Raw genomic sequence first — 20,263 nt, 5'->3', positions numbered from 1 at the left:
CGCACCCGCTCAGTAGTGCGTCGGCATCATCCCCGTCGCGAGCTCGCGGCGGCGACGGGCGTGCTCGCCGGCGAAGGAGAGCAGCTCCATGTCGTGCTCGCGCATCCACGCGACGGCGGCCTCCAGCGTGACCGCGGTGGACACCCACACCCGGCGGCCGGAGTCGTCGACCGCGTCGGCGTAGACCTCGAACACGGTCGCGGCGCCAGGCGCGCGCACGGTCGGCACGACGTAGCCGAGGACGGGCTGCGACGCGACCTGCACGCGCCACGCGCCCTGGTGGAAGCGGGCGTGGGGGTGGTGGATGAGGGGCTCGGGCTCGCGGGTCATCGGTGCTCCAGGTGACGGGACGGGGGCGCGAGCACCCGGCCGTGCTCGTGGACGACGATAGGCTGTGCGTCCGACACGGGGGTGCTCGGCGCGGATCCGGCGCACGGTCCGCGCATCATGGACGGACGCCCCTCGATCCCCAGGAGCCCATGTCACCGCCGATCCGCCTCCTGCACCAGACGGTGCGCCCCTTCGTGGCGGCCGGCCTGCGCGGCGGGCTCCCCACCCCGCTGACCGCGACCGTGCCCACGGACGCGCCCGTCGGCGTGGTGCCGGGGCCGGATCCCGATCGCGTCCTCGCGCTCGGCGGCATCGGCGGATCCGGCGTGGGCCTCCGCACGCACGCGGAGGGCGTCGCGGCGCAGTCCGCGAAGGCGCTCGCCGCGATCACGGGCCGCGGCGTCGAGTGGCGCACCGTCCCGCTCGCCGACCAGCACCTCACCGCCACGCAGGAGGCCGTGCGGCAGATCACCGAGCTGCACCGCTACGACGTCGTGCTCGTGATGCCCGGGGTCGCCGACGCGCTCGAGCTCGCGCGCCTCACGCCGTGGGTCCACCGCCTCGAGGACCTGCTCGACCACCTCGTGGAGCAGACCGCGGACAACTCGATGGTGCTCGTCTCGGACGTGCCCCAGGTATCGCAGTACGTGGAGGCCGGCGCGTTCGTGCGGGGCCTCTTCCGGGATCACGCGATGTACCTCTCCGAGCGCAAGGCCGAGGTGTGCGCGCGCTTCCCGCAGGTCACGTCGGTCAAGCTGCCGGACGCCGGCCCCGTCGACTTCGAGGGCGGCGAGTTCCGCTACGCGTCCATGTACCGCCGCTGGGGCGAGCACGTGGGCCGCGTCATCGCCGACCTGCAGGCGGAGCGCGGCGGGGCCTGACCGGCCGGTGGATCCGCCCGGTGGCGTCCCTAGCTGTACTGGGTCATGACGTTGGTGACACTCGGGCCGCGGGCGTGAGCCCGTGGCTTGAGTGGATTCGTTCAGTGTTGTAGTGCTCGATGAAGGGGTCAAGCGCGTCGGCGCGGTGTTGGTTGCTGGTGAAGGGTTGCCGGTAGGCCCACTCGGTCGCGAGGGTCCGGTTGAAGCGCTCGACCTTGCCGTTCTGCCAGGGGCAGTGCGGGCGGATGAACTTCTGCCGCGCGCCCAGGTCCTGGACGGCGTTCTTGAACGCGGTCGAGTGCCGGTAGGCGAACGCGTTGTCCGTGATGACCCGCTCGATCCGGGTGATCCCGCGCCCGGCGAAGTACGCCGCTGCGCGGGTCAGGAACCCGGCCGCGGTCGCGCCTTTCTCATCGGGATGGATCTCCGCGTAGGCGAGACGGGTGTGGTCATCGACCGCGGCATGGACGTAATCGAACCCGATCCCGCGGCCGCGGACCTGCTCGCTGCGCCCGTGGACCCGCCAGCCGCCTCCGTCCGGGATCCTCCCGAGCTTCTTCACGTCCACGTGGATCAGATCACCCGGATGCTCGTGCTCATACCGGTGCGCCGTTGACCGGGATGCCCGGATCACGGCCCCGGTGACGGGGTCCAACCATGCCAACGGCGGCGCCCCGTGCCGGCGCAGGATGCGGGAGATCGTACGGGATGGAACACCTGTCACCGGCGCCAGCCGCGCAGGACCCGCCCGCAACTGGGCCCGCGCTTCCAGCACGGCCCGTTCCCGCTCCGGGCTCGTTCGCCTCGGTACTGACCGGGGCCGCGATGACCGATCCGTCAGCCCTCGCAGCCCCTCGGCACGGAACCGGTTCACCCATCGATGCGCGCACTGCCGCGACACCCCCAGCTCCCGCGCGACGTGCGCGACCGGCCGACGATCCTCCACCACCCGCCGCACGAGGAGAACCCTCCCGTGAACCGTCAGACGAGCATTACCGTGGGACATCGAGGCCTCCTGGCGATGGTTGAACTGAACAGCTCCATCAAGCCAGGAGGCCTCTTCACACGCCCCGAAGTGTCACCAACGTCATGGCCGAGTACAGCTAGCGGGCGCCGGCGGTCTCGGGCGGGCCTCGATCCGTCCGCGCTCGAGAGTCGGGAAGGACGCGCGGCCCGGCCGGGCGTCGGGGCCGGTGGCGCGGCTCGATGGCCGCAGCCCGCTCCGGCCCTCCCTGCTCCGACCTTTCCTGCTCCGGGCCCGTCCCGTGCGGCCCCGTGCCCGGCCTCCCGCCCGGCTCGGCGTCGGGGGCAGCGCCTAGGATCGATGCCGACATGAGTGCCGACCCCGCAGCCCTTTCCCCCTCCAGCACGCCGATCATCCTCGACGGCCGGTCGGGTGCCGACGGGGGCCCTGGAGCCCCGGCGGATCCGCTGCTGGAGGGCCTCAACCCGGAGCAGCGCGAGGCCGTCGTCTACCGGGGTCCGGCTCTGCTCGTCGTCGCCGGCGCCGGATCCGGCAAGACGCGCGTGCTCACCCACCGCATCGCGAGCCTCATCGAGTCGCGCGAGGCGTGGCCGAGCCAGATCCTCGCCATCACCTTCACGAACAAGGCCGCGGCGGAGATGCGCGAGCGTGTCGAGTCGCTGCTCGGGCAGGCTTCCGAGGGCATGTGGATCTCGACCTTCCACTCCGCGTGCGTGCGCATCCTCCGACGCGAGGCGGAGGCCTTCGGCTTCACGCAGAACTTCACCATCTACGACTCCGCCGACAGCCGCGTGCTCATCAAGCGGATCATCAAGCAGCTCGACGCGGACACGCTCGGCTTCACCGTCTCCTCGGTGTCCGGCCGCATCTCCAAGCTCAAGAACGAGCTGTCGGACGCGGACACGTTCGCGCGCACGGCGAACTTCAACGATCCGGCCGAGGCCATGTTCGTCGAGATATTCCGGCAGTACACGCGTTCGCTCGCGGCGGCGAACGCATTCGACTTCGACGACCTCATCGGTCAGACCGTCTACCTCTTCCGCGCCTTCCCCAAGGTCGCCGCGCTCTACCAGCGGCGCTTCCGGCACGTGCTGGTGGACGAGTACCAGGACACGAACCACGCCCAGTACTCCCTCATCCGCGAGCTCACGCGCGCGGTGGCCCCGGAGGACGTGCCCGTCGACACGCGCATGTCCACGAACGGCATGGGCGGGATCGACGGGGCGTCGCTCACCGTGGTGGGCGACAGCGACCAGTCGATCTACGCCTTCCGCGGCGCCGACATCCGCAACATCACCGAGTTCGAGCGCGACTTCCCGCAGTCGAAGGTCGTGCTCCTCGAGCAGAACTACCGGTCGACCCAGAACATCCTCACCGCCGCCAACGCCGTCATCTCCAACAACTTCGACCGCAAGGACAAGAAGCTGTGGACCTCCATCGGCGACGGCGACAAGATCGTCGGCTTCACCGGGTACTCGGGGCATGACGAGGCGCAGTTCGTCGCCGACGAGATCCAGAAGCTGCACGAGGAGGGCACCGCGTACTCCGAGATCGCCGTCTTCTACCGGACCAACGCGCAGACGCGCGCGCTCGAGGAGATCCTCATCCGCTCGGCCGTGCCCTATCGGATCATGGGCGGCACGAAGTTCTACGAGCGGGCGGAGATCAAGGACGCGATGGCGTACCTGGTCGCCGTGGCGAACCCCGCCGACGTGCTGGCTCTCCGGCGCATCCTCAACACCCCGAAGCGCGGCATCGGCCCGGCCACGGAGACGGCCCTCGCCAACTTTGCGGAGTCGCATGGCGTGACCTTCCGCGAGGCGATGCGCCGCGCGTCCGAATTGGGGCTCGGGCCCAAGGTGACGCAGGCCATCCTCACGCTCTCCCGGATGCTCGACGAGGTGGCGCTGCTGCTGGATCCCGAGCGGCCGGAGGGACGGACCTCCGTCAGCGACCTGGTGACGACGCTCCTCAAGCGCAGCGGCCTCGTGCAGGCGCTGCGGGCGAGCAAGGACGCGCAGGACGAGGCACGCGCCGAGAACGTCGAGGAGCTCGTCGCCGTGACGAAGGAGTTCTCGCGCAACAACCCCGAGGGCCAGCTGGTGGACTTCCTGACGGAGGTCTCGCTCGTCGCCGCAGCGGACGAGCTCGACGACTCGAACGGCACCGTGTCCCTCATGACCCTCCACACGGCGAAGGGCCTCGAGTACGACTCGGTGTTCCTCACCGGCGTCGAGGAGGACCTGCTGCCGCACCGGATGTCGGCCAACGAGCCCGGCGGCCCGGCCGAGGAGCGTCGCCTGTTCTACGTCGGCATCACGCGCGCACGGCGGCGTCTCTTCATCTCGCTCGCCATGACGCGCGCGCAGTTCGGCGAGGTGAACGTCGCCATGCCCAGCCGGTACCTGCAGGAGATCCCGGCCGAGCTCATCGATTGGAAGCAGTCGCCCGGCATGGCCACCTCTCGGGGTGGCACGCAACCGCGCGCCCTCAACGCACGGCGGGAGGGCGGCGGATACGGCGGCCGCTCGCGCTCGTCGAGCGGCTTCGAGGATCCGGCCCTGCCGCCGCCGCGCCCCAAGACCCAGTGGGCCAACACGGTCACCGGGCAGGTGCGCGACAACGGCGACCTCGAGCTCGCGTTCGGCGACCGCATCCGGCACACCGACTTCGGCGACGGCCGCGTCACGGGCGTCGCGGGCGAGGGACGCAAGCGCATCGCCGAGGTGCAGTTCGACGGGCCGGCGGGTCGCAAGCGGCTGCTCATCAAGATCGCGCCCATCGAGAAGCTCTAGCCGGGACCCGGCGTCGGCGGCCGGCGCGACGCGCGCCGATGCCGGCGGCGCCCAGCGCGCCGATGGCCGTCGCGGCGCACGCGAGCGGCTGTGCGCCCACCCGCTGCGTCCCGCCCGAGCCCGGTACCTCGATGCCGGGTGCGCCACCCGTCATCGCCAACTGCGCGTGCCCGTGCGACGCGGGCACGTCGACGGCGGGCGGCGGGCTCGCGTGGAAGGTCTCGCTCGCGTGCGCCGTGTGATCGGCGAACGGCGCGATGGCAGCCCCGTCCGCGTCTCCGGCGGGGCGCCCGGGGCTGTCGAGGACGGCGACGTACCACCCGGGTGAGAGGACGCGCATGCACGGCGTGGTCGCGTCGCCGTCATCGGCGAGGGCGACGTCGGACACGAGCCCACCCGATCCGCCGTCCTCGGGGACGCCCACCGGCGAGCCGTGCCCGGTCATCGGGCGACGCGCCCGCATCGGCCACCGGGGCGTACTCGTGGCCGGGCGGCGCGGCGAGGCCGACGTCGATGCAGAAGCCGAGCCGTCCGTCGTCCATGCGGTACGAGCCCAGCCAGCGGCCGTCCGATCCGGACGAGTAGCCGACGCCGTGGGCTACCGCGCTCAGGGCCTGCGCGGGAGGCACGGCGCTCGCCGCGAGGCCGAGCGCGAGGCCGACTCCCACGAGCGCCGACACGAGCCGGGCGCTGCGGGGGCGCCGGGGTGGGCGGTCGTGCCGCCGCCGAGGGGATGGGGAGCAGGGGGCAGAGGGGTTCCATGTCATGGCCGCACAGTGCGGCTCGAGGGCGCCGGCCAAGCGCGCGGCGCGACGAGCCGGGGACGGGATCCGCGTCGGCGCACCTGTGCAGGAGCGGCCCGGACCCCGGCTACCCGGCGTCGCGTCGGCGGTACCTGCGGGTGATCACCGATCGGGGCGCTTCGCGGACGACGCGCGGCAGCACCCGGTACACGGCGAGGATGAGCGCGAGGAGGCGCGCGTGGCGCCGTTCGAGCCGGGCGTCCCACCGCATCCCGAAGCCCGACCGCATCCGAGGCGGCAACAGCCCCGCCGTCACGAGCGCGACGACGGGCATGACCGCTCGGAGCGCCGGGGACCCGACCCGTCCGCCCAGCAGCGTCCGCGCGACCCGCCGCGCGTCCTCCGTCGGCTCGAGGGTCGCGACGCGGTCCTCCCAGTACTCGCGGAACGCCGCCCGGTCCGCGGGCCACCGCCCCTCGGGCACCTGCAGCGCTGTGCCCAGGACGGCGTACTCCCGGTAGACGCGGTCGGCGGCCTCGTCGGGAAGCCGGCCGAAGCACAGCTCGAACATCGTGACGGCCGAGTCGTACAGCGTCGCGGCCACCCAGAGCTGCAGGTCGGGGTCGTATGCGGAGTACGCCGGCGCGGATCCGTCGGCCGCGGCAGACGCTGCGCGGACCGGTGCGTGGGCGCGGCCGACGATGCGCCGGGCGCGTGCGATCTCGTCCGACGAGCCGAACACGACGGCGTAGACGTAGCCGAGCGTCCCCTCGAGCCGGTCGAGCGGTCGCGACGCGAAGTCGCTGTGCTCGGCCACCCCGCGCGCGACGGACGGGTCGGCGATCTGCAGCAGGATCGCCCGTCCCCCCGCGGCGAGCAGGATCCCCTCGCCCGCGAGATCGCGGATGGAACCGCCCGGCCGACGTGCGGGATGCGTCCTCGACCTCATCCGCCCAGTCTCCCTCCCCAGGCCCCGGATCGCGCGTCGGCGCACGGCCCGCGCGCACCCGGGCCGGCGCACCCGTGACCCGATAGGCTCTCCACGGTCGTCGACGCGGCGGGCCGGCCCACGCAGGTGGGCGGCTGGCGCGTCGGCCAGCCGCAACACACCGGGTGCCGCCACCAGACGGTCGTGGCACCGCAGCCTCGAACGACGCACATGACCGCCGAGCGCGGGTGCGGATGGGATGACACGCGTGGATCTTTTCGAATACCAGGCCAGGGACCTCTTCGAGTCCTACGGCGTCCCGGTCCTCCCGGGGATCGTCGCCGACACCGCCGAGGAGGTGCGCGCCGCGGCCGAGAAGCTGGGCGGCACCGTCGTCGTGAAGGCGCAGGTGAAGACCGGCGGCCGCGGCAAGGCCGGCGGCGTCAAGGTCGCCCAGAGCGCCGCCGCGGCGTACGAGGCGGCCGAGGGCATCCTCGGCCTCGACATCAAGGGGCACACCGTGCACCGCGTGATGGTGGCGGCCGGTGCCCGCATCGCGCAGGAGTTCTACTTCTCGATCCTCCTCGACCGCGCCGAGCGCTCCTACCTGTGCCTCGCCAGCTACGAGGGCGGCATGGAGATCGAGGAGCTCGCGGTCACCCGGCCCGAGGCGCTCGCCCGCATCGAGATCGACCCGGTCGCCGGCATCGACGCCGCGAAGGCCGAGGAGATCGCCCGCGCCGCCTCGTTCCCCGAGGAGCTCATCGCCAAGGTCGCGCCGGTCTTCGAGCGCCTCTGGTGGGTGTACCGGGACGAGGACGCGACGCTCGTCGAGGTCAACCCGCTCGTCCTCACGGAGTCGGGCGACAGCATCGCCCTCGACGGCAAGGTCACGCTCGACGAGAACGCCGGCTTCCGCCACGAGGGCCACGCGGCCCTCGAGGACGCGGCTGCGGCGGATCCCCTCGAGGCCAAGGCCAAGGAGTCCGACCTTAACTACGTGAAGCTCGACGGCCAGGTCGGCATCATCGGCAACGGCGCGGGCCTCGTCATGTCGACGCTCGACGTCGTCAGCTACGCCGGCGAGCAGCACGGCGGCGTGCGCCCGGCGAACTTCCTCGACATCGGCGGCGGAGCGTCGGCCGAGGTCATGGCCGCGGGCCTCGACGTCATCCTCGGCGACGAGCAGGTCACGAGCGTCTTCGTCAACGTCTTCGGCGGCATCACGTCGTGCGACGCGGTCGCGAACGGCATTGTCGGCGCGCTCGACAAGCTGGGCGACGCCGCCACCAAGCCGCTCGTCGTCCGCCTCGACGGCAACAACGTCGAGGAGGGCCGCCGCATCCTCGAGGAGCGCGCGCACCCCCTCGTCACCGTCGTCGGCACCATGGACGAGGCGGCCGACAAGGCCGCCGAGCTGGCCGCCGCTTAACTCCCGAGAGAGAACAGGAACAGCACATGTCGATTCTTCTCGACGAGAATAGCAAGATCATCGTCCAGGGCCTCACGGGGTCCGAGGGCACCAAGCACGCGGGCCGCATGCTCGCGTCCGGCAGCAAGGTCGTCGGCGGCGTCAACCCGCGCAAGGCCGGCAGCACGGTCACGATCGAGGGCGTCGAGCTCCCGATCTTCGGCTCCGTCGCCGAGGCGATGACGGAGACGGGCGCCGACGTGTCGGTCATCTTCGTCCCGCCGGCCTTCGCCAAGAGCGCCGTGGTGGAGGCGATCGACGCCGCCATCCCGCTCGCGGTCGTCATCACCGAGGGCATCCCCGTCAAGGACTCGGCCGAGTTCTGGTCGCACGCCAAGAGCACGGGCGGGAAGACCCGCATCGTCGGCCCGAACTGCCCCGGCATCATCAGCCCCGGCAAGTCGAACGCCGGCATCATCCCCGCCACCATCACCGAGGCCGGCCCCATCGGCCTCGTGTCGAAGTCGGGCACGCTCACGTACCAGATGATGTTCGAGCTGCGCGACCTCGGCATCTCGACCGCCATCGGCATCGGCGGCGACCCGATCATCGGCACCACGCACATCGACGCCCTCGAGGCGTTCGAGGCCGACCCGGAGACGCGCGCCATCGTGATGATCGGCGAGATCGGCGGCGACGCCGAGGAGCGCGCGGCCGAGTACATCAAGGCGCACGTCACCAAGCCGGTCGTCGCGTACGTCGCGGGCTTCACCGCTCCCGAGGGCAAGACGATGGGCCACGCCGGCGCGATCGTCTCCGGGGGGAGCGGCACGGCGCAGGGCAAGAAGGAGGCCCTCGAGGCCTCGGGCGTCAAGGTCGGCAAGACGCCGACCGAGACGGCCAACCTCCTCCGCGAGGTCTTCGCCGCCCTCTAGCGACCAGGCGCTCGACAGGGCATGTCGACGGCCCGCATCCCGGTGGATGCGGGCCGTCGCCATGCCCGCGGTCCCTCCCCATGCCGATCGGCCGGCGGATGCCCCGCCGCGCCCGTCGCCGGACGGGTCGCGCAGGGCCCGGCCGGTAGGGTCGTCGAGGCATGAACCGACACGCAACCGCCCTGTTCGCGGCACTCGAGGCGCTCCTGGTGGTGGGGGTCGGCGTCGCCCTGCCCCTCGTGCCGCTCACCGTCCTCTGGGCCGGGCAGTACGACCTGCAGATCGACTGGGGCGTCTTCGCGCGCACCGCGGTCGACCTGTGGCTCCTCGGGCACGGCGTGCCGCTCACGGCGTCGCTGGATCCCTCGCTCGCCTCCTCCCTCGGCCTCCCGGGCGTCGATGCGCCGTTCGCGCTCACGCTCGCGCCCCTGGGCTTCGCGCTCCTCACGCTCCTCCTCGGGATCCGCGCCGGCCGCCGCATCGTCGAGACCGACCACCCCGGCATCGGCGCGGGCTCCGCCGTGGCCACGACGGCCGTGCTGTCCCTCGGGCTGGCGCTCGCGGCGCAGCACGACGGCGTCTCCCCGGCGCTCGTGCGCGGAGCGATCCTGCCGACGCTCGTCCTCGCGCTCGGCCTCCTCGTCGGCGGGATCGCACGCGCCGATCGAGCGCGGGCCCGTCGATGGTGGGGGTCCTTGTCGTCCGGGCGGGCGGCCGGCGCCATCCGGGGCGCGCGGGATGCGTTCGACCGCCTCCCGGACGGCGCGGCGTCCGTCGTGGCCACGGCCGTCCGCGGGGGAGCGGCGACGGCCTTCGCGGTCGTCGCGGTCTCCGCCGTGGTCGTCGCGGTGCTGCTCGGCCTCCAGTACGCGACCGTGATCACCCTCTACGAGACGCTGCAGACCGGGATCGTGGGCGGCGTCGCCCTCACGCTGGCGCAGATCGCGCTCCTGCCGAACCTCGTGATGTGGGCGGCGTCGTGGCTCATCGGACCCGGCTTCGCCCTCGGCACCGGATCGTCCATCTCGCCGCTCGGCACGACCGTCGGCCCGATCCCGTCCGTCCCGGTCCTGGGCATCCTGCCGCAGGGTGCGTTCGACCTCGGGTACCTGGGCATCCTCGTCCCGGTCGTCGTGTCGTTCGTCGCGGCGGTCGCGCTGTCCCCGCGGGTCGCTCGGATCCCGGAGCCCGAGGCGCGCCGTTGGCCGTGGTTCCTGGTCGCGGGTCTCGGCATGGGCGTCGTCGGCGCGGTGGTGCTCGCCCTGCTCGCGGTCCTCTCCGGAGGCGCCGCCGGCCCGGGGCGCCTGGCCGACGTGGGTCCGGCGGCCGGCTGGATCCTCCTCGTCGCGTTCCTCGAGATCGGCGTCGCGTCCGTGGCGGGCATGTTCGTCTCGGGCCTGATGGCGCCCCTCGTCCGGCGCAGCCCCGAGGGACGCGGATAGGCTGTGCGCGTGCTCAACGTGGTCGTCCTCATTTCCGGCAGCGGGACCAACCTCCACGCTCTCCTCGAGGCTGCCGACCACGCGGACTACCCCGCCCGGGTCGTCGCGGTCGGAGCCGATCGCGACGCCGACGGGCTCGTCTTCGCCGAGGAGCGCGGCATCCCCACGTTCACGGTCCCGTTCGCGAGCTTCCCCGACCGCGCGGCGTGGGGGGACGAGCTCTCCGCGGCCATCGCCGGGTGGGATCCGGACCTGGTGGTGCTGAGCGGCTTCATGCGCCTCCTCCCCCCGCGTGCCGTGCAGGCGTTCGCGCCCCGCATCGTCAACACGCACCCGGCGTACCTGCCGGAGTTCCCCGGGGCCCACGCCGTCCGGGACGCCATCGCCGCCGGGGCCACGAGCTCCGGGGCGTCCATCATCGTCGTCGACACCGGGGTCGACACCGGGCCGGTGCTCGCGCAGGAGCGCGTGCCCGTCGAGCCCGGCGACACCGAGCACAGCCTGCACGAGCGCATCAAGGTCGTGGAGCGCAGGCTCCTCGTCGACACGGTGCGCGCGATCTCCCTCGGCACCATCGACCTCAAGGAGCTGTCCCCGGCATGAGCGGACCCCGTCACGACCCGTCCCTGTTCCGTGATCGAGACGACATCGAGGTGGCTCGCGCCCTCGTCTCCGTCAGCGACAAGACGGGGCTCCTCGAGCTGGCCGCAGCGCTCGCGGGGGCGGGGGTCGAGATCGTCTCCACCGGATCCACGGCGAGCACGATCGCGGAGGCGGGCTATCCCGTCACGCAGGTGCAGGACGTGACCGGGTTCCCGGAGTCGCTCGACGGACGCGTCAAGACGCTGCATCCGGCCGTGCACGCCGGCCTCCTCGCCGACCTGCGGCTCGAGTCCCACGAGGTCCAGCTGGCGGAGCTCGGCATCTCGCCCTTCCAGCTCGTGGTGGTGAACCTGTACCCGTTCGTCGAGACGGTCGCGTCGGGCGCCCCGGCCTCGGACGTGATCGAGCAGATCGACATCGGTGGTCCCGCGATGGTGCGCGCATCCGCCAAGAACCACGCGAACGTCGCGATCGTCGTGTCGCCGTCGAGCTACGACGAGGTGATCCAGGCCGTGGGCTCCGGGGGCACCACCCTCGAGCAGCGGCGCCGGCTCGCGGCTGCGGCCTTCGCGCACACGGCCGACTACGACCGCGCGGTCGCGGACTACTTCCGGTCGACGGTCGTCGGTGCAGGGTCCTCCGAGCCGGCCGACCCCGCCTGGCCCGCCAGCTGGCACGTCGCGGGCGAGCTCGCCCAGGTGCTCAGGTACGGAGAGAACTCCCACCAGGACGCGGCGCTCTACCGCCGGCCGGACGGCACCGGCATCGCACAGGCGGTGCAGCTGCACGGCAAGGAGATGTCCTACAACAACTTCGTCGACGCGGACGCGGCCGTCCGCGCCGCCTACGACTTCGCCGAGCCGGCCGTCGCCATCATCAAGCACGCGAACCCCTGCGGCATCGCGGTCGCGGCACCTCGTGCGGTGGACGCGATCGCCGCGGCGCATCGCAGCGCGCACGACTGCGATCCCGTGTCGGCCTTCGGCGGGGTGATCGCGGCGAACCGCACGGTCACGCTCGGGATGGCGGAGACGGTGAAGGAGATCTTCACCGAGGTCCTCGTCGCACCCGGGTTCGACGACGACGCGCTCACGCTGCTGAAGACGAAGAAGAACCTCCGCTTGCTCACTCTCCCGGAGGGCTACCACCGCGAGGGGCTCGAGGCGCGGCAGATATCGGGGGGCTACCTCGTGCAGTCCGGGGACGCGTTCCCCACGGACGGCACCCGGATCTCGGTGTCCTGGACCCTGGCCACCGGCGATCCCGTGGACGAGCAGACGCTCGCGGACCTCGAGTTCGCGTGGAAGGCCTGCCGGGCCGTGAAGTCGAATGCGATTCTGCTCGCCCACCACGGGGCGTCCGTGGGCGTCGGCATGGGCCAGGTCAACCGGGTCGACTCCTGCCAGCTGGCCGTGCAGCGCGCGGGCGACCGGGCATCCGGATCCGTGGCGGCGTCCGACGCGTTCTTCCCGTTCGCCGACGGACTGCAGGTGCTGCTCGACGCCGGGGTCCGTGCCGTGGTCCAGCCAGGGGGATCGGTGCGCGACGAGGAGGTCGTCGCCGCGGCCCGTGCCGCCGGCGTCGCCATGTACTTCACGGGCGAGCGCCACTTCTTCCACTGAGCGCCTCTGCGCGCACCACCACGGCATCCCGGGCGACACGCCCGGGATGTCGTTGGTTTTGCGGGGGTGGGGTGGTCCGCGTAATGTCTCCTCTTGTCGCCGGAACGGGCGGGGAGCTGAGAAGCTTCCGGAGCTGTTCTGGTGTTCTGGATCCTGGTGAAACACAAGTTGCCGCGGCTTATGGGTTGCGTGTTTACCATCAACTGAGCTAGGGTCTGATTCTGCTTCCGACGTGAGTGCTGGGCCTGTGTGGTCTGGATCACTCCCACGGGGAGCGGTGGAGTGTGAGCTCCGATGGCTGGCTGTGATGGTCGGTGTCGGGAGCGTCCGTTCCTTGAGAACTCAACAGCGTGCACAATGTCAAATGCCAAATACCCGTTGCGGGTGTCCTTCGGATGCTCGTTTCGGATTCCTTTGGAATACATTTAAACAAACAAGCAAGTCAGTAATGATTTGTTCTGTCGGTTTCAAACTTGCTGGTTCGTGTTCGATTCCCGTTCACGTCTGGCTTTAGATGTGCCGGCTGCTTTCGGGTGGTCGTGCGTTTAAGCATTTATGGAGAGTTTGATCCTGGCTCAGGACGAACGCTGGCGGCGTGCTTAACACATGCAAGTCGAACGGTGATGTCAGAGCTTGCTCTGGCGGATCAGTGGCGAACGGGTGAGTAACACGTGAGTAACCTGCCCCCGACTCTGGGATAACTGCTAGAAATGGTAGCTAATACCGGATATGACGATTGGCCGCATGGTCTGGTCGTGGAAAGAATTTCGGTTGGGGATGGACTCGCGGCCTATCAGGTTGTTGGTGAGGTAATGGCTCACCAAGCCTACGACGGGTAGCCGGCCTGAGAGGGTGACCGGCCACACTGGGACTGAGACACGGCCCAGACTCCTACGGGAGGCAGCAGTGGGGAATATTGCACAATGGGCGAAAGCCTGATGCAGCAACGCCGCGTGAGGGATGACGGCCTTCGGGTTGTAAACCTCTTTTAGTAGGGAAGAAGCGAAAGTGACGGTACCTGCAGAAAAAGCACCGGCTAACTACGTGCCAGCAGCCGCGGTAATACGTAGGGTGCAAGCGTTGTCCGGAATTATTGGGCGTAAAGAGCTCGTAGGCGGTTTGTCGCGTCTGCTGTGAAATCCCGAGGCTCAACCTCGGGTCTGCAGTGGGTACGGGCAGACTAGAGTGCGGTAGGGGAGATTGGAATTCCTGGTGTAGCGGTGGAATGCGCAGATATCAGGAGGAACACCGATGGCGAAGGCAGATCTCTGGGCCGTAACTGACGCTGAGGAGCGAAAGCATGGGGAGCGAACAGGATTAGATACCCTGGTAGTCCATGCCGTAAACGTTGGGAACTAGATGTGGGGACCATTCCACGGTCTCCGTGTCGCAGCTAACGCATTAAGTTCCCCGCCTGGGGAGTACGGCCGCAAGGCTAAAACTCAAAGGAATTGACGGGGGCCCGCACAAGCGGCGGAGCATGCGGATTAATTCGATGCAACGCGAAGAACCTTACCAAGGCTTGACATATACCGGAAACGTGCAGAGATGTGCGCCCCGCAAGGTCGGTATACAGGTGGTGCATGGTTGTCGTCAGCTCGTGTCGTGAGATGTTGGGTTAAGTCCCGCAACGAGCGCAACCCTCGTTCTATGTTGCCAGCACGTAATGGTGGGAACTCATAGGAGACTGCCGGGGCCAACTCGGAGGAAGGTGGGGATGACGTCAAATCATCATGCCCCTTATGTCTTGGGCTTCACGCATGCTACAATGGCCGGTACAAAGGGCTGCGATACCGTAAGGTGGAGCGAATCCCAAAAAGCCGGTCTCAGTTCGGATTGAGGTCTGCAACTCGACCTCATGAAGTCGGAGTCGCTAGTAATCGCAGATCAGCAACGCTGCGGTGAATACGTTCCCGGGCCTTGTACACACCGCCCGTCAAGTCATGAAAGTCGGTAACACCCGAAGCCAGTGGCCTAACCGCAAGGGAGGAGCTGTCGAAGGTGGGATCGGTGATTAGGACTAAGTCGTAACAAGGTAGCCGTACCGGAAGGTGCGGCTGGATCACCTCCTTTCTAAGGAGCATGTGCACCTCTCCTCTGTATACAGGGAGATCACGGGTGCCAAGTCACGCGTCAGGCGTATGTTCTGGCGGTGGCGCTCATGGGTGGAACATTGACATTGATGCCGGCTGATGTGCCGGGCTGCTAGTACGCCTCCTTGTGGGGTGGGAAAATGGTCTGGTGTGTCGAGGGCATGTTGCACGCTGTTGGGTCCTGAGGGACCGGGCCGCACCTTTTGGTGTGTCTGGTTTCTTGTCGGACCCTTTCCGTCGTCCCTTGAGTGGATGGTGGTGGGGTACCGCCCGTATATTGAGAACTACACAGTGGACGCGAGCATCTTAGATTCACCGGTTTACCCGGTGGATCACAAAGATCTATTTATAGATCATTGGTCAATTCTGTCTCCTCTAGGGGAGGCGAAACGATTCAATCTCATGTGATTTCAAGATTCTAAGAGCAAACGGTGGATGCCTTGGCATCTGGAGCCGAAGAAGGACGTATAAATCTGCGATAAGCCTCGGGGAGCTGATAATAGAGCTTTGATCCGAGGATCTCCGAATGGGGAAACCCCGCCAGGCCGTTTGGGCGACCTGGTGACTCCCGCCTGAATATATAGGGCGGGTAGAGGGAACGTGGGGAAGTGAAACATCTCAGTACCCACAGGAAGAGAAAGCAAAAGCGATTCCGTTAGTAGTGGCGAGCGAAACCGGAAGAGGCCAAACCGATCATGTGTGATATCCGGTAGGAGTTGCATGGTCGGGGTTGCGGGACTTTCCGTACAGTTCTACCGAGCTGTGAGGGCAATGAGCGCGATATAGACGAATGGTCTTGAAAGGCCAGTCATAGAGGGTGCGAACCCCGTAGTCGAAATGTCGTCGCCTGTCCGGAGAGTATCCCAAGTAGCACGGGGCCCGAGAAATCCCGTGTGAATCTGTCAGGACCACCTGATAAGCCTAAATACTCCCAGATGACCGATAGCGGACAAGTACCGTGAGGGAAAGGTGAAAAGTACCCCGGGAGGGGAGTGAAATAGTACCTGAAACCGTTTGCTTACAAACCGTTGGAGCACCCTTGTTCGTGTGACAGCGTGCCTTTTGAAGAATGAGCCTGCGAGTTAGTGATATGTGGCGAGGTTAACCCGTGTGGGGCAGCCGTAGCGAAAGCGAGTCTTAATAGGGCGTATGAGTCGCATGTTCTAGACCCGAAGCGAAGTGATCTATCCATGGCCAGGTTGAAGCGACGGTAAGACGTCGTGGAGGACCGAACCCACTTCAGTTGAAAATGGAGGGGATGAGCTGTGGATAGGGGTGAAAGGCCAATCAAACTTCGTGATAGCTGGTTCTCTCCGAAATGCATTTAGGTGCAGCGTTGCGTGTTTCTTGCCGGAGGTAGAGCTACTGGATGGACGATGGGCCCCAAAAGGTTACTGACTTCAGCCAAACTCCGAATGCCGGTAAGTGAGAGCGCAGCAGTGAGACGGTGGGGGATAAGCTTCATCGTCGAGAGGGAAACAACCCAGACCACCATCTAAGGTCCCTAAGCGCGTGCTAAGTGGGAAAGGATGTGGAGTTGCATAGACAACCAGGAGGTTGGCTTAGAAGCAGCCACCCTTGAAAGAGTGCGTAATAGCTCACTGGTCAAGTGATTCCGCGCCGACAATGTAACGGGGCTCAAGCACGCCACCGAAGTTGTGGCATTTATATTATAGGCAGGCCTTCGTGGTCCAGCCGTATGGATGGGTAGGAGAGCGTCGTGTGGCCAGCGAAGCGGCGGTGTGAACCAGCCGTGGAGGCCACACGAGTGAGAATGCAGGCATGAGTAGCGAAAGACGGGTGAGAAACCCGTCCTCCGAAAGACCAAGGGTTCCAGGGCCAGGCTAATCCGCCCTGGGTAAGTCGGGACCTAAGGCGAGGCCGACAGGCGTAGTCGATGGACAACGGGTTGATATTCCCGTACCGATGAAGAACCGCCCAAGACAATCCAGTAATGCTAAGTGTCTGAATCCTTGATTCGATCCCTTCGGGGTGACGGTCTTGGCCTAGCACACGACCCTACGCTGGGGCGTTTAGCGTATTAACAGGTGTGACGCAGGAAGGTAGCTGAGCCGGGCGATGGTTGTCCCGGTCTAAGGATGTAGGGCAGAAGATAGGCAAATCCGTCTTCTATGTAGCCTGAGACCCGATGGGTAGTCCTCACGGACGAAATCAGTGATCCTATGCTGCCAAGAAAAGCATCGACGCGAGGTTCCAATCGCCCGTACCCCAAACCGACTCAGGTGGTCAGGTAGAGAATACTAAGGAGATCGAGAGAATCGTGGTTAAGGAACTCGGCAAAATGCCCCCGTAACTTCGGGAGAAGGGGGGCCTGAGGCGTGTAGGGATTTACTCCTGAAGCGTTTGAAGGCCGCAGAGACCAGTGGGAAGCGACTGTTTACTAAAAACACAGGTCCGCGCTAAGTCGCAAGACGATGTATACGGACTGACGCCTGCCCGGTGCTGGAAGGTTAAGAGGAACGGTTAGCACGCAAGTGCGAAGCTGAGAATTTAAGCCCCAGTAAACGGCGGTGGTAACTATAACCATCCTAAGGTAGCGAAATTCCTTGTCGGGTAAGTTCCGACCTGCACGAATGGCGTAACGACTTCCCAGCTGTCTCAACCGCGAACTCGGCGAAATTGCACTACGAGTAAAGATGCTCGTTACGCGCAGCAGGACGGAAAGACCCCGTGACCTTTACTACAGCTTGGTATTGGTGTTTGGTGTGGCTTGTGTAGGATAGGTGGGAGACTGTGAAGCTCGGACGCTAGTTCGGGTGGAGTCATTGTTGAAATACCACTCTGGTCACTCTGGATATCTAACTTTGAACCGTAATCCGGTTCAGGGACAGTGCCTGGTGGGTAGTTTAACTGGGGCGGTTGCCTCCTAAAAAGTAACGGAGGCGCCCAAAGGTTCCCTCAACCTGGTTGGTAATCAGGTGTCGAGTGTAAGTGCACAAGGGAGCTTGACTGTGAGACTGGCAAGTCGAGCAGGGACGAAAGTCGGGACTAGTGATCCGGCAGTGGCTCGTGGAAGCGCTGTCGCTCAACGGATAAAAGGTACCTCGGGGATAACAGGCTGATCTTGCCCAAGAGTCCATATCGACGGCATGGTTTGGCACCTCGATGTCGGCTCGTCGCATCCTGGGGCTGGAGTAGGTCCCAAGGGTTGGGCTGTTCGCCCATTAAAGCGGTACGCGAGCTGGGTTTAGAACGTCGTGAGACAGTTCGGTCCCTATCCGCTGCGCGCGTAGGAAATTTGAGAAGATCTATCCCTAGTACGAGAGGACCGGGATGGACGAACCTCTGGTGTGTCAGTTGTTCCGCCAGGAGCACCGCTGATTAGCTACGTTCGGAACGGATAACCGCTGAAAGCATCTAAGCGGGAAGCCGGCTTCGAGATGAGATTTCCATCCCTTTTAGGGTGAAGGCTCCCGGCTAGACTACCGGGTTGATAGGCAGGATGTGGAAGCGAGGACTAAAGACTCGTGGAGCTAACCTGTACTAATAAGCCGATATCTTGAAAACATTTTGCTTGCGTCCACTATGTGGTTCCCGATATACGGTCGGGTGCTAATTGAACAACCAGCTTGACTGGTCGATTCATCACATATTGCATGCCCTGTGGGGTGTGTATGAGGTGTTTCGGCGGCCATAGCGAGAGGGAAACGCCCGGTCACATTCCGAACCCGGAAGCTAAGACTCTCAGCGCCGATGGTACTGCAGGGGGGACCCTGTGGGAGAGTAGGACACCGCCGGACTTAACTTGAGAACGAACGGGGAGGCCCGTCGCACATCGTGCGGCGGGCCTTTCTGCGTTAACACGGCCTCCCGATGGTGCGCGGTACGGCGGGCGGCCGCAACCGTGGCGTGCGAATGCGGAGGGCACCGACCGTCGGCCGCCTTCTCGAACATGTCGTGCACGGCGACGGATTCCGTTGCTCTCGGGCAGACCCTGTCAGCCGCCTCACATGACGGTCATAAGGCGTGCCGTTATCGTCGTCGTTCGTGACCGAATCCCCCGAGAACGCCCGCACATCCGGCCAGCCTGTCGAGCCCGCTGATGAGGGATCTCCGACGAGTCCCTCGACGTCCACGTCCGTCCGTCCGTCCGGCGCCCGCCCTTCACGCGCGGGTGCATCGAGCGTTCCTCTCGGCAGGGCGTTGTCCGCCGCGCTGGTCTCCGCGGGCGTTTCGGCGATCCTCGGCTTGCTCTTCAGCGTCCTGACGCTCTTCAGCTCCAACCAGCCGAGCGCTGCCGTGCTGGTGACGCTCCTCGACTACTGGACCGTGCACACGCTCGTTGCGTTCGTCCTGCTGGCCGCGCTGGCGGGGGTCGGGATGCATCGGCGACTGTGGACGTCCATCCTCGGCTCGGTGGCCGCGGCCGTCGTCGGCGCGCTGACCGGCAGCCTCGTGGGCGCGCTGGGGCAGGGCGCCACCGTCACCGGCGACATCGTGGGTCCCCTCCTGGAGACGCTCCTCGGCCTGAACCTCATGTTCGTTCTCGGCGTCGCACTGGCATCGATCCTGCTGGGCCGACGGCTGTGGGCTCGGCTCGTCGGGGCGGGCGACGCTGAGGTGGTGCGCGAGCGCGTCGCCCTCGTGCGGATCCCCTCGTCGCACCTGGCCGACGGTGAGCTGACGCATCTGGACCGCCGACCCGTGGACTCCGAGCTCGCCGACCAGCAGTGGGAGCGCTACGTCCTCGCGTTCGAGGAGGCCGGGTGGTCCACCCGGGAGGTCCCGCCGGCCGACGACCACCCCGATTCCGTCTTCGTGGAGGACGCCGTGCTGGTCCTCGGCACCACCGCCGTGCTGCTCACCTCCGGGGCCGACTCCCGACGTGGCGAGCGCTCCGGCGTGGAGCGGGCGCTCGAGGACATGGACCTCCAGGTGACGTCCATCGACCTGCCGGCGACCATCGACGGGGGGGATGTGCTAGAGGTCGGGCGCACGCTCTACGTCGGCGCCAGCAGCCGGACCAACGCGGCGGGGATCCAGCGTCTGCGCGAGATCGCCCGACCCCTCGGGTACGCCGTCGTGGGTGTGCCGGTCAGCCGGACCCTGCACCTCAAGTCGCAGGTGACGGCACTGCCCGACGGCACCGTCATCGGATACGAGCCGCTCGTCGACGAGCCGCGGCTGTTCCCGTCGTTCCTCCCCGTGCCCGAGGCCGAGGGCACGGCCGTCGTCGCGCTCGACGACGACACCCTGCTCGTCTCGGCCGCTGCGCCGCGGACGGCGGACCTGCTCCGCGGCCTGGGGTACGAGATCGTCGCCGTCGACATCAGCGAGTTCGAGAAGCTCGAGGGCTGCGTCACCTGCCTCTCGGTCCGCATCGGCTGACGCCGGCTGCGCGCTCGTCCGCGCGAACCGCACGAGCCCGGCCCGCATCCTCGGATGCGGGCCGGGCTCTTGTGCGTGGGGTGCGGACGTCCCTATCCTGGAAGGTTGCCTGGGGTGGCCATTCACGTGGTCGATCGGTGCGGCCC

12 protein-coding genes and 3 rRNA genes are annotated in these 20,263 nt (G+C 67.2%); 11 read left to right on the top strand and 4 right to left on the bottom strand.

The window, feature by feature from the left end; translation table 11 throughout:
• Positions 1-9: 9 nt before the first annotated feature.
• Entirely contained in the window at positions 10-330 is a 321-nt protein-coding gene (locus CMS_RS12850; protein WP_012299863.1) for a hypothetical protein, read from the bottom strand.
• 149 nt (positions 331-479) lie between these two features.
• Between CMS_RS12850 and CMS_RS12845 the strand changes: the two genes are divergently transcribed.
• Positions 480-1,211, top strand: a complete 732-nt coding sequence (locus CMS_RS12845; RefSeq protein ID WP_041464697.1) for an SGNH/GDSL hydrolase family protein — start codon at positions 480-482, stop codon at positions 1,209-1,211.
• Between the two features lie 43 nt (positions 1,212-1,254).
• Here CMS_RS12845 and CMS_RS16725 read toward each other — a convergent pair whose 3' ends face one another.
• Positions 1,255-2,217 carry an IS481-like element IS1121 family transposase gene (locus tag CMS_RS16725; protein ID WP_012296866.1) on the bottom strand — a complete coding sequence of 321 codons (963 nt, stop codon included), beginning with the start codon at positions 2,215-2,217 and terminating at the stop codon, positions 1,255-1,257.
• A 326-nt stretch (positions 2,218-2,543) separates the two neighbouring features.
• On the opposite strand from CMS_RS16725, the gene CMS_RS12835 reads away from it, so the two are divergent.
• Positions 2,544-4,991, top strand: a complete 2,448-nt coding sequence (locus CMS_RS12835) for an ATP-dependent helicase (protein ID WP_012299861.1) — start codon at positions 2,544-2,546, stop codon at positions 4,989-4,991.
• Here CMS_RS12835 and CMS_RS18000 read toward each other — a convergent pair.
• Positions 4,963-5,436: a hypothetical protein gene (locus CMS_RS18000; RefSeq protein ID WP_223842657.1), complete on the bottom strand. Its 474-nt coding sequence runs from the start codon at positions 5,434-5,436 to the stop codon at positions 4,963-4,965. The two genes, CMS_RS12835 and CMS_RS18000, sit on opposite strands and share 29 nt — an antisense overlap.
• A gap of 425 nt (positions 5,437-5,861) precedes the next feature.
• Positions 5,862-6,683, bottom strand: a complete 822-nt coding sequence (locus CMS_RS12820; protein ID WP_012299860.1) for an oxygenase MpaB family protein — start codon at positions 6,681-6,683, stop codon at positions 5,862-5,864.
• Positions 6,684-6,930: 247 nt separating this feature from the next.
• On the opposite strand from CMS_RS12820, the gene sucC reads away from it, so the two are divergent.
• The 9 genes from sucC (at position 6,931) to ddaH (ending at position 20,117) form a co-directional block, all read left to right on the top strand.
• A complete protein-coding gene (sucC, locus tag CMS_RS12815) occupies positions 6,931-8,094 on the top strand; it encodes an ADP-forming succinate--CoA ligase subunit beta (protein WP_041464694.1) in 1,164 nt (387 codons plus the stop codon).
• Between the two features lie 26 nt (positions 8,095-8,120).
• Positions 8,121-9,008, top strand: coding sequence for a succinate--CoA ligase subunit alpha (gene sucD, locus CMS_RS12810; RefSeq protein ID WP_012299858.1), 888 nt, complete (start codon positions 8,121-8,123; stop codon positions 9,006-9,008).
• A 161-nt stretch (positions 9,009-9,169) separates the two neighbouring features.
• Entirely contained in the window at positions 9,170-10,450 is a 1,281-nt protein-coding gene (locus CMS_RS12805; RefSeq protein WP_012299857.1) for a cell division protein PerM, read from the top strand.
• Positions 10,451-10,459: 9 nt separating this feature from the next.
• The gene (gene purN, locus CMS_RS12800; protein ID WP_041465059.1) at positions 10,460-11,053 is read left to right on the top strand and encodes a phosphoribosylglycinamide formyltransferase; all 594 of its coding nucleotides are present in this window, start codon (positions 10,460-10,462) and stop codon (positions 11,051-11,053) included.
• On the top strand, positions 11,050-12,675 hold the full coding sequence (purH, locus tag CMS_RS12795) for a bifunctional phosphoribosylaminoimidazolecarboxamide formyltransferase/IMP cyclohydrolase (protein ID WP_012299855.1): 1,626 nt from the start codon (positions 11,050-11,052) through the stop codon (positions 12,673-12,675). Before purN ends, purH begins: the two co-directional genes overlap by 4 nt.
• Positions 12,676-13,227: 552 nt before the next feature.
• Positions 13,228-14,748: ribosomal RNA gene (locus CMS_RS12790) — 16S ribosomal RNA — on the top strand.
• Between the two features lie 428 nt (positions 14,749-15,176).
• A 23S ribosomal RNA gene (locus tag CMS_RS12785) occupies positions 15,177-18,296 on the top strand.
• 116 nt (positions 18,297-18,412) lie between these two features.
• Positions 18,413-18,529 (top strand): 5S ribosomal RNA (gene rrf / locus CMS_RS12780).
• Together the 16S, 23S and 5S rRNA genes form the textbook arrangement of a ribosomal RNA operon.
• Positions 18,530-18,932: 403 nt before the next feature.
• Positions 18,933-20,117, top strand: coding sequence for a dimethylargininase (ddaH, locus tag CMS_RS18200; protein WP_012299854.1), 1,185 nt, complete (start codon positions 18,933-18,935; stop codon positions 20,115-20,117).
• The last annotated feature ends 146 nt before the right edge of the window (positions 20,118-20,263 follow it).

This window comes from Clavibacter sepedonicus, assembly GCF_000069225.1.
Lineage (GTDB): Bacteria > Actinomycetota > Actinomycetes > Actinomycetales > Microbacteriaceae > Clavibacter > Clavibacter sepedonicus.
The sequence above is the reverse complement of the archived record's forward strand: the minus strand, read 5'-3'. Positions and strand labels throughout refer to the sequence as shown.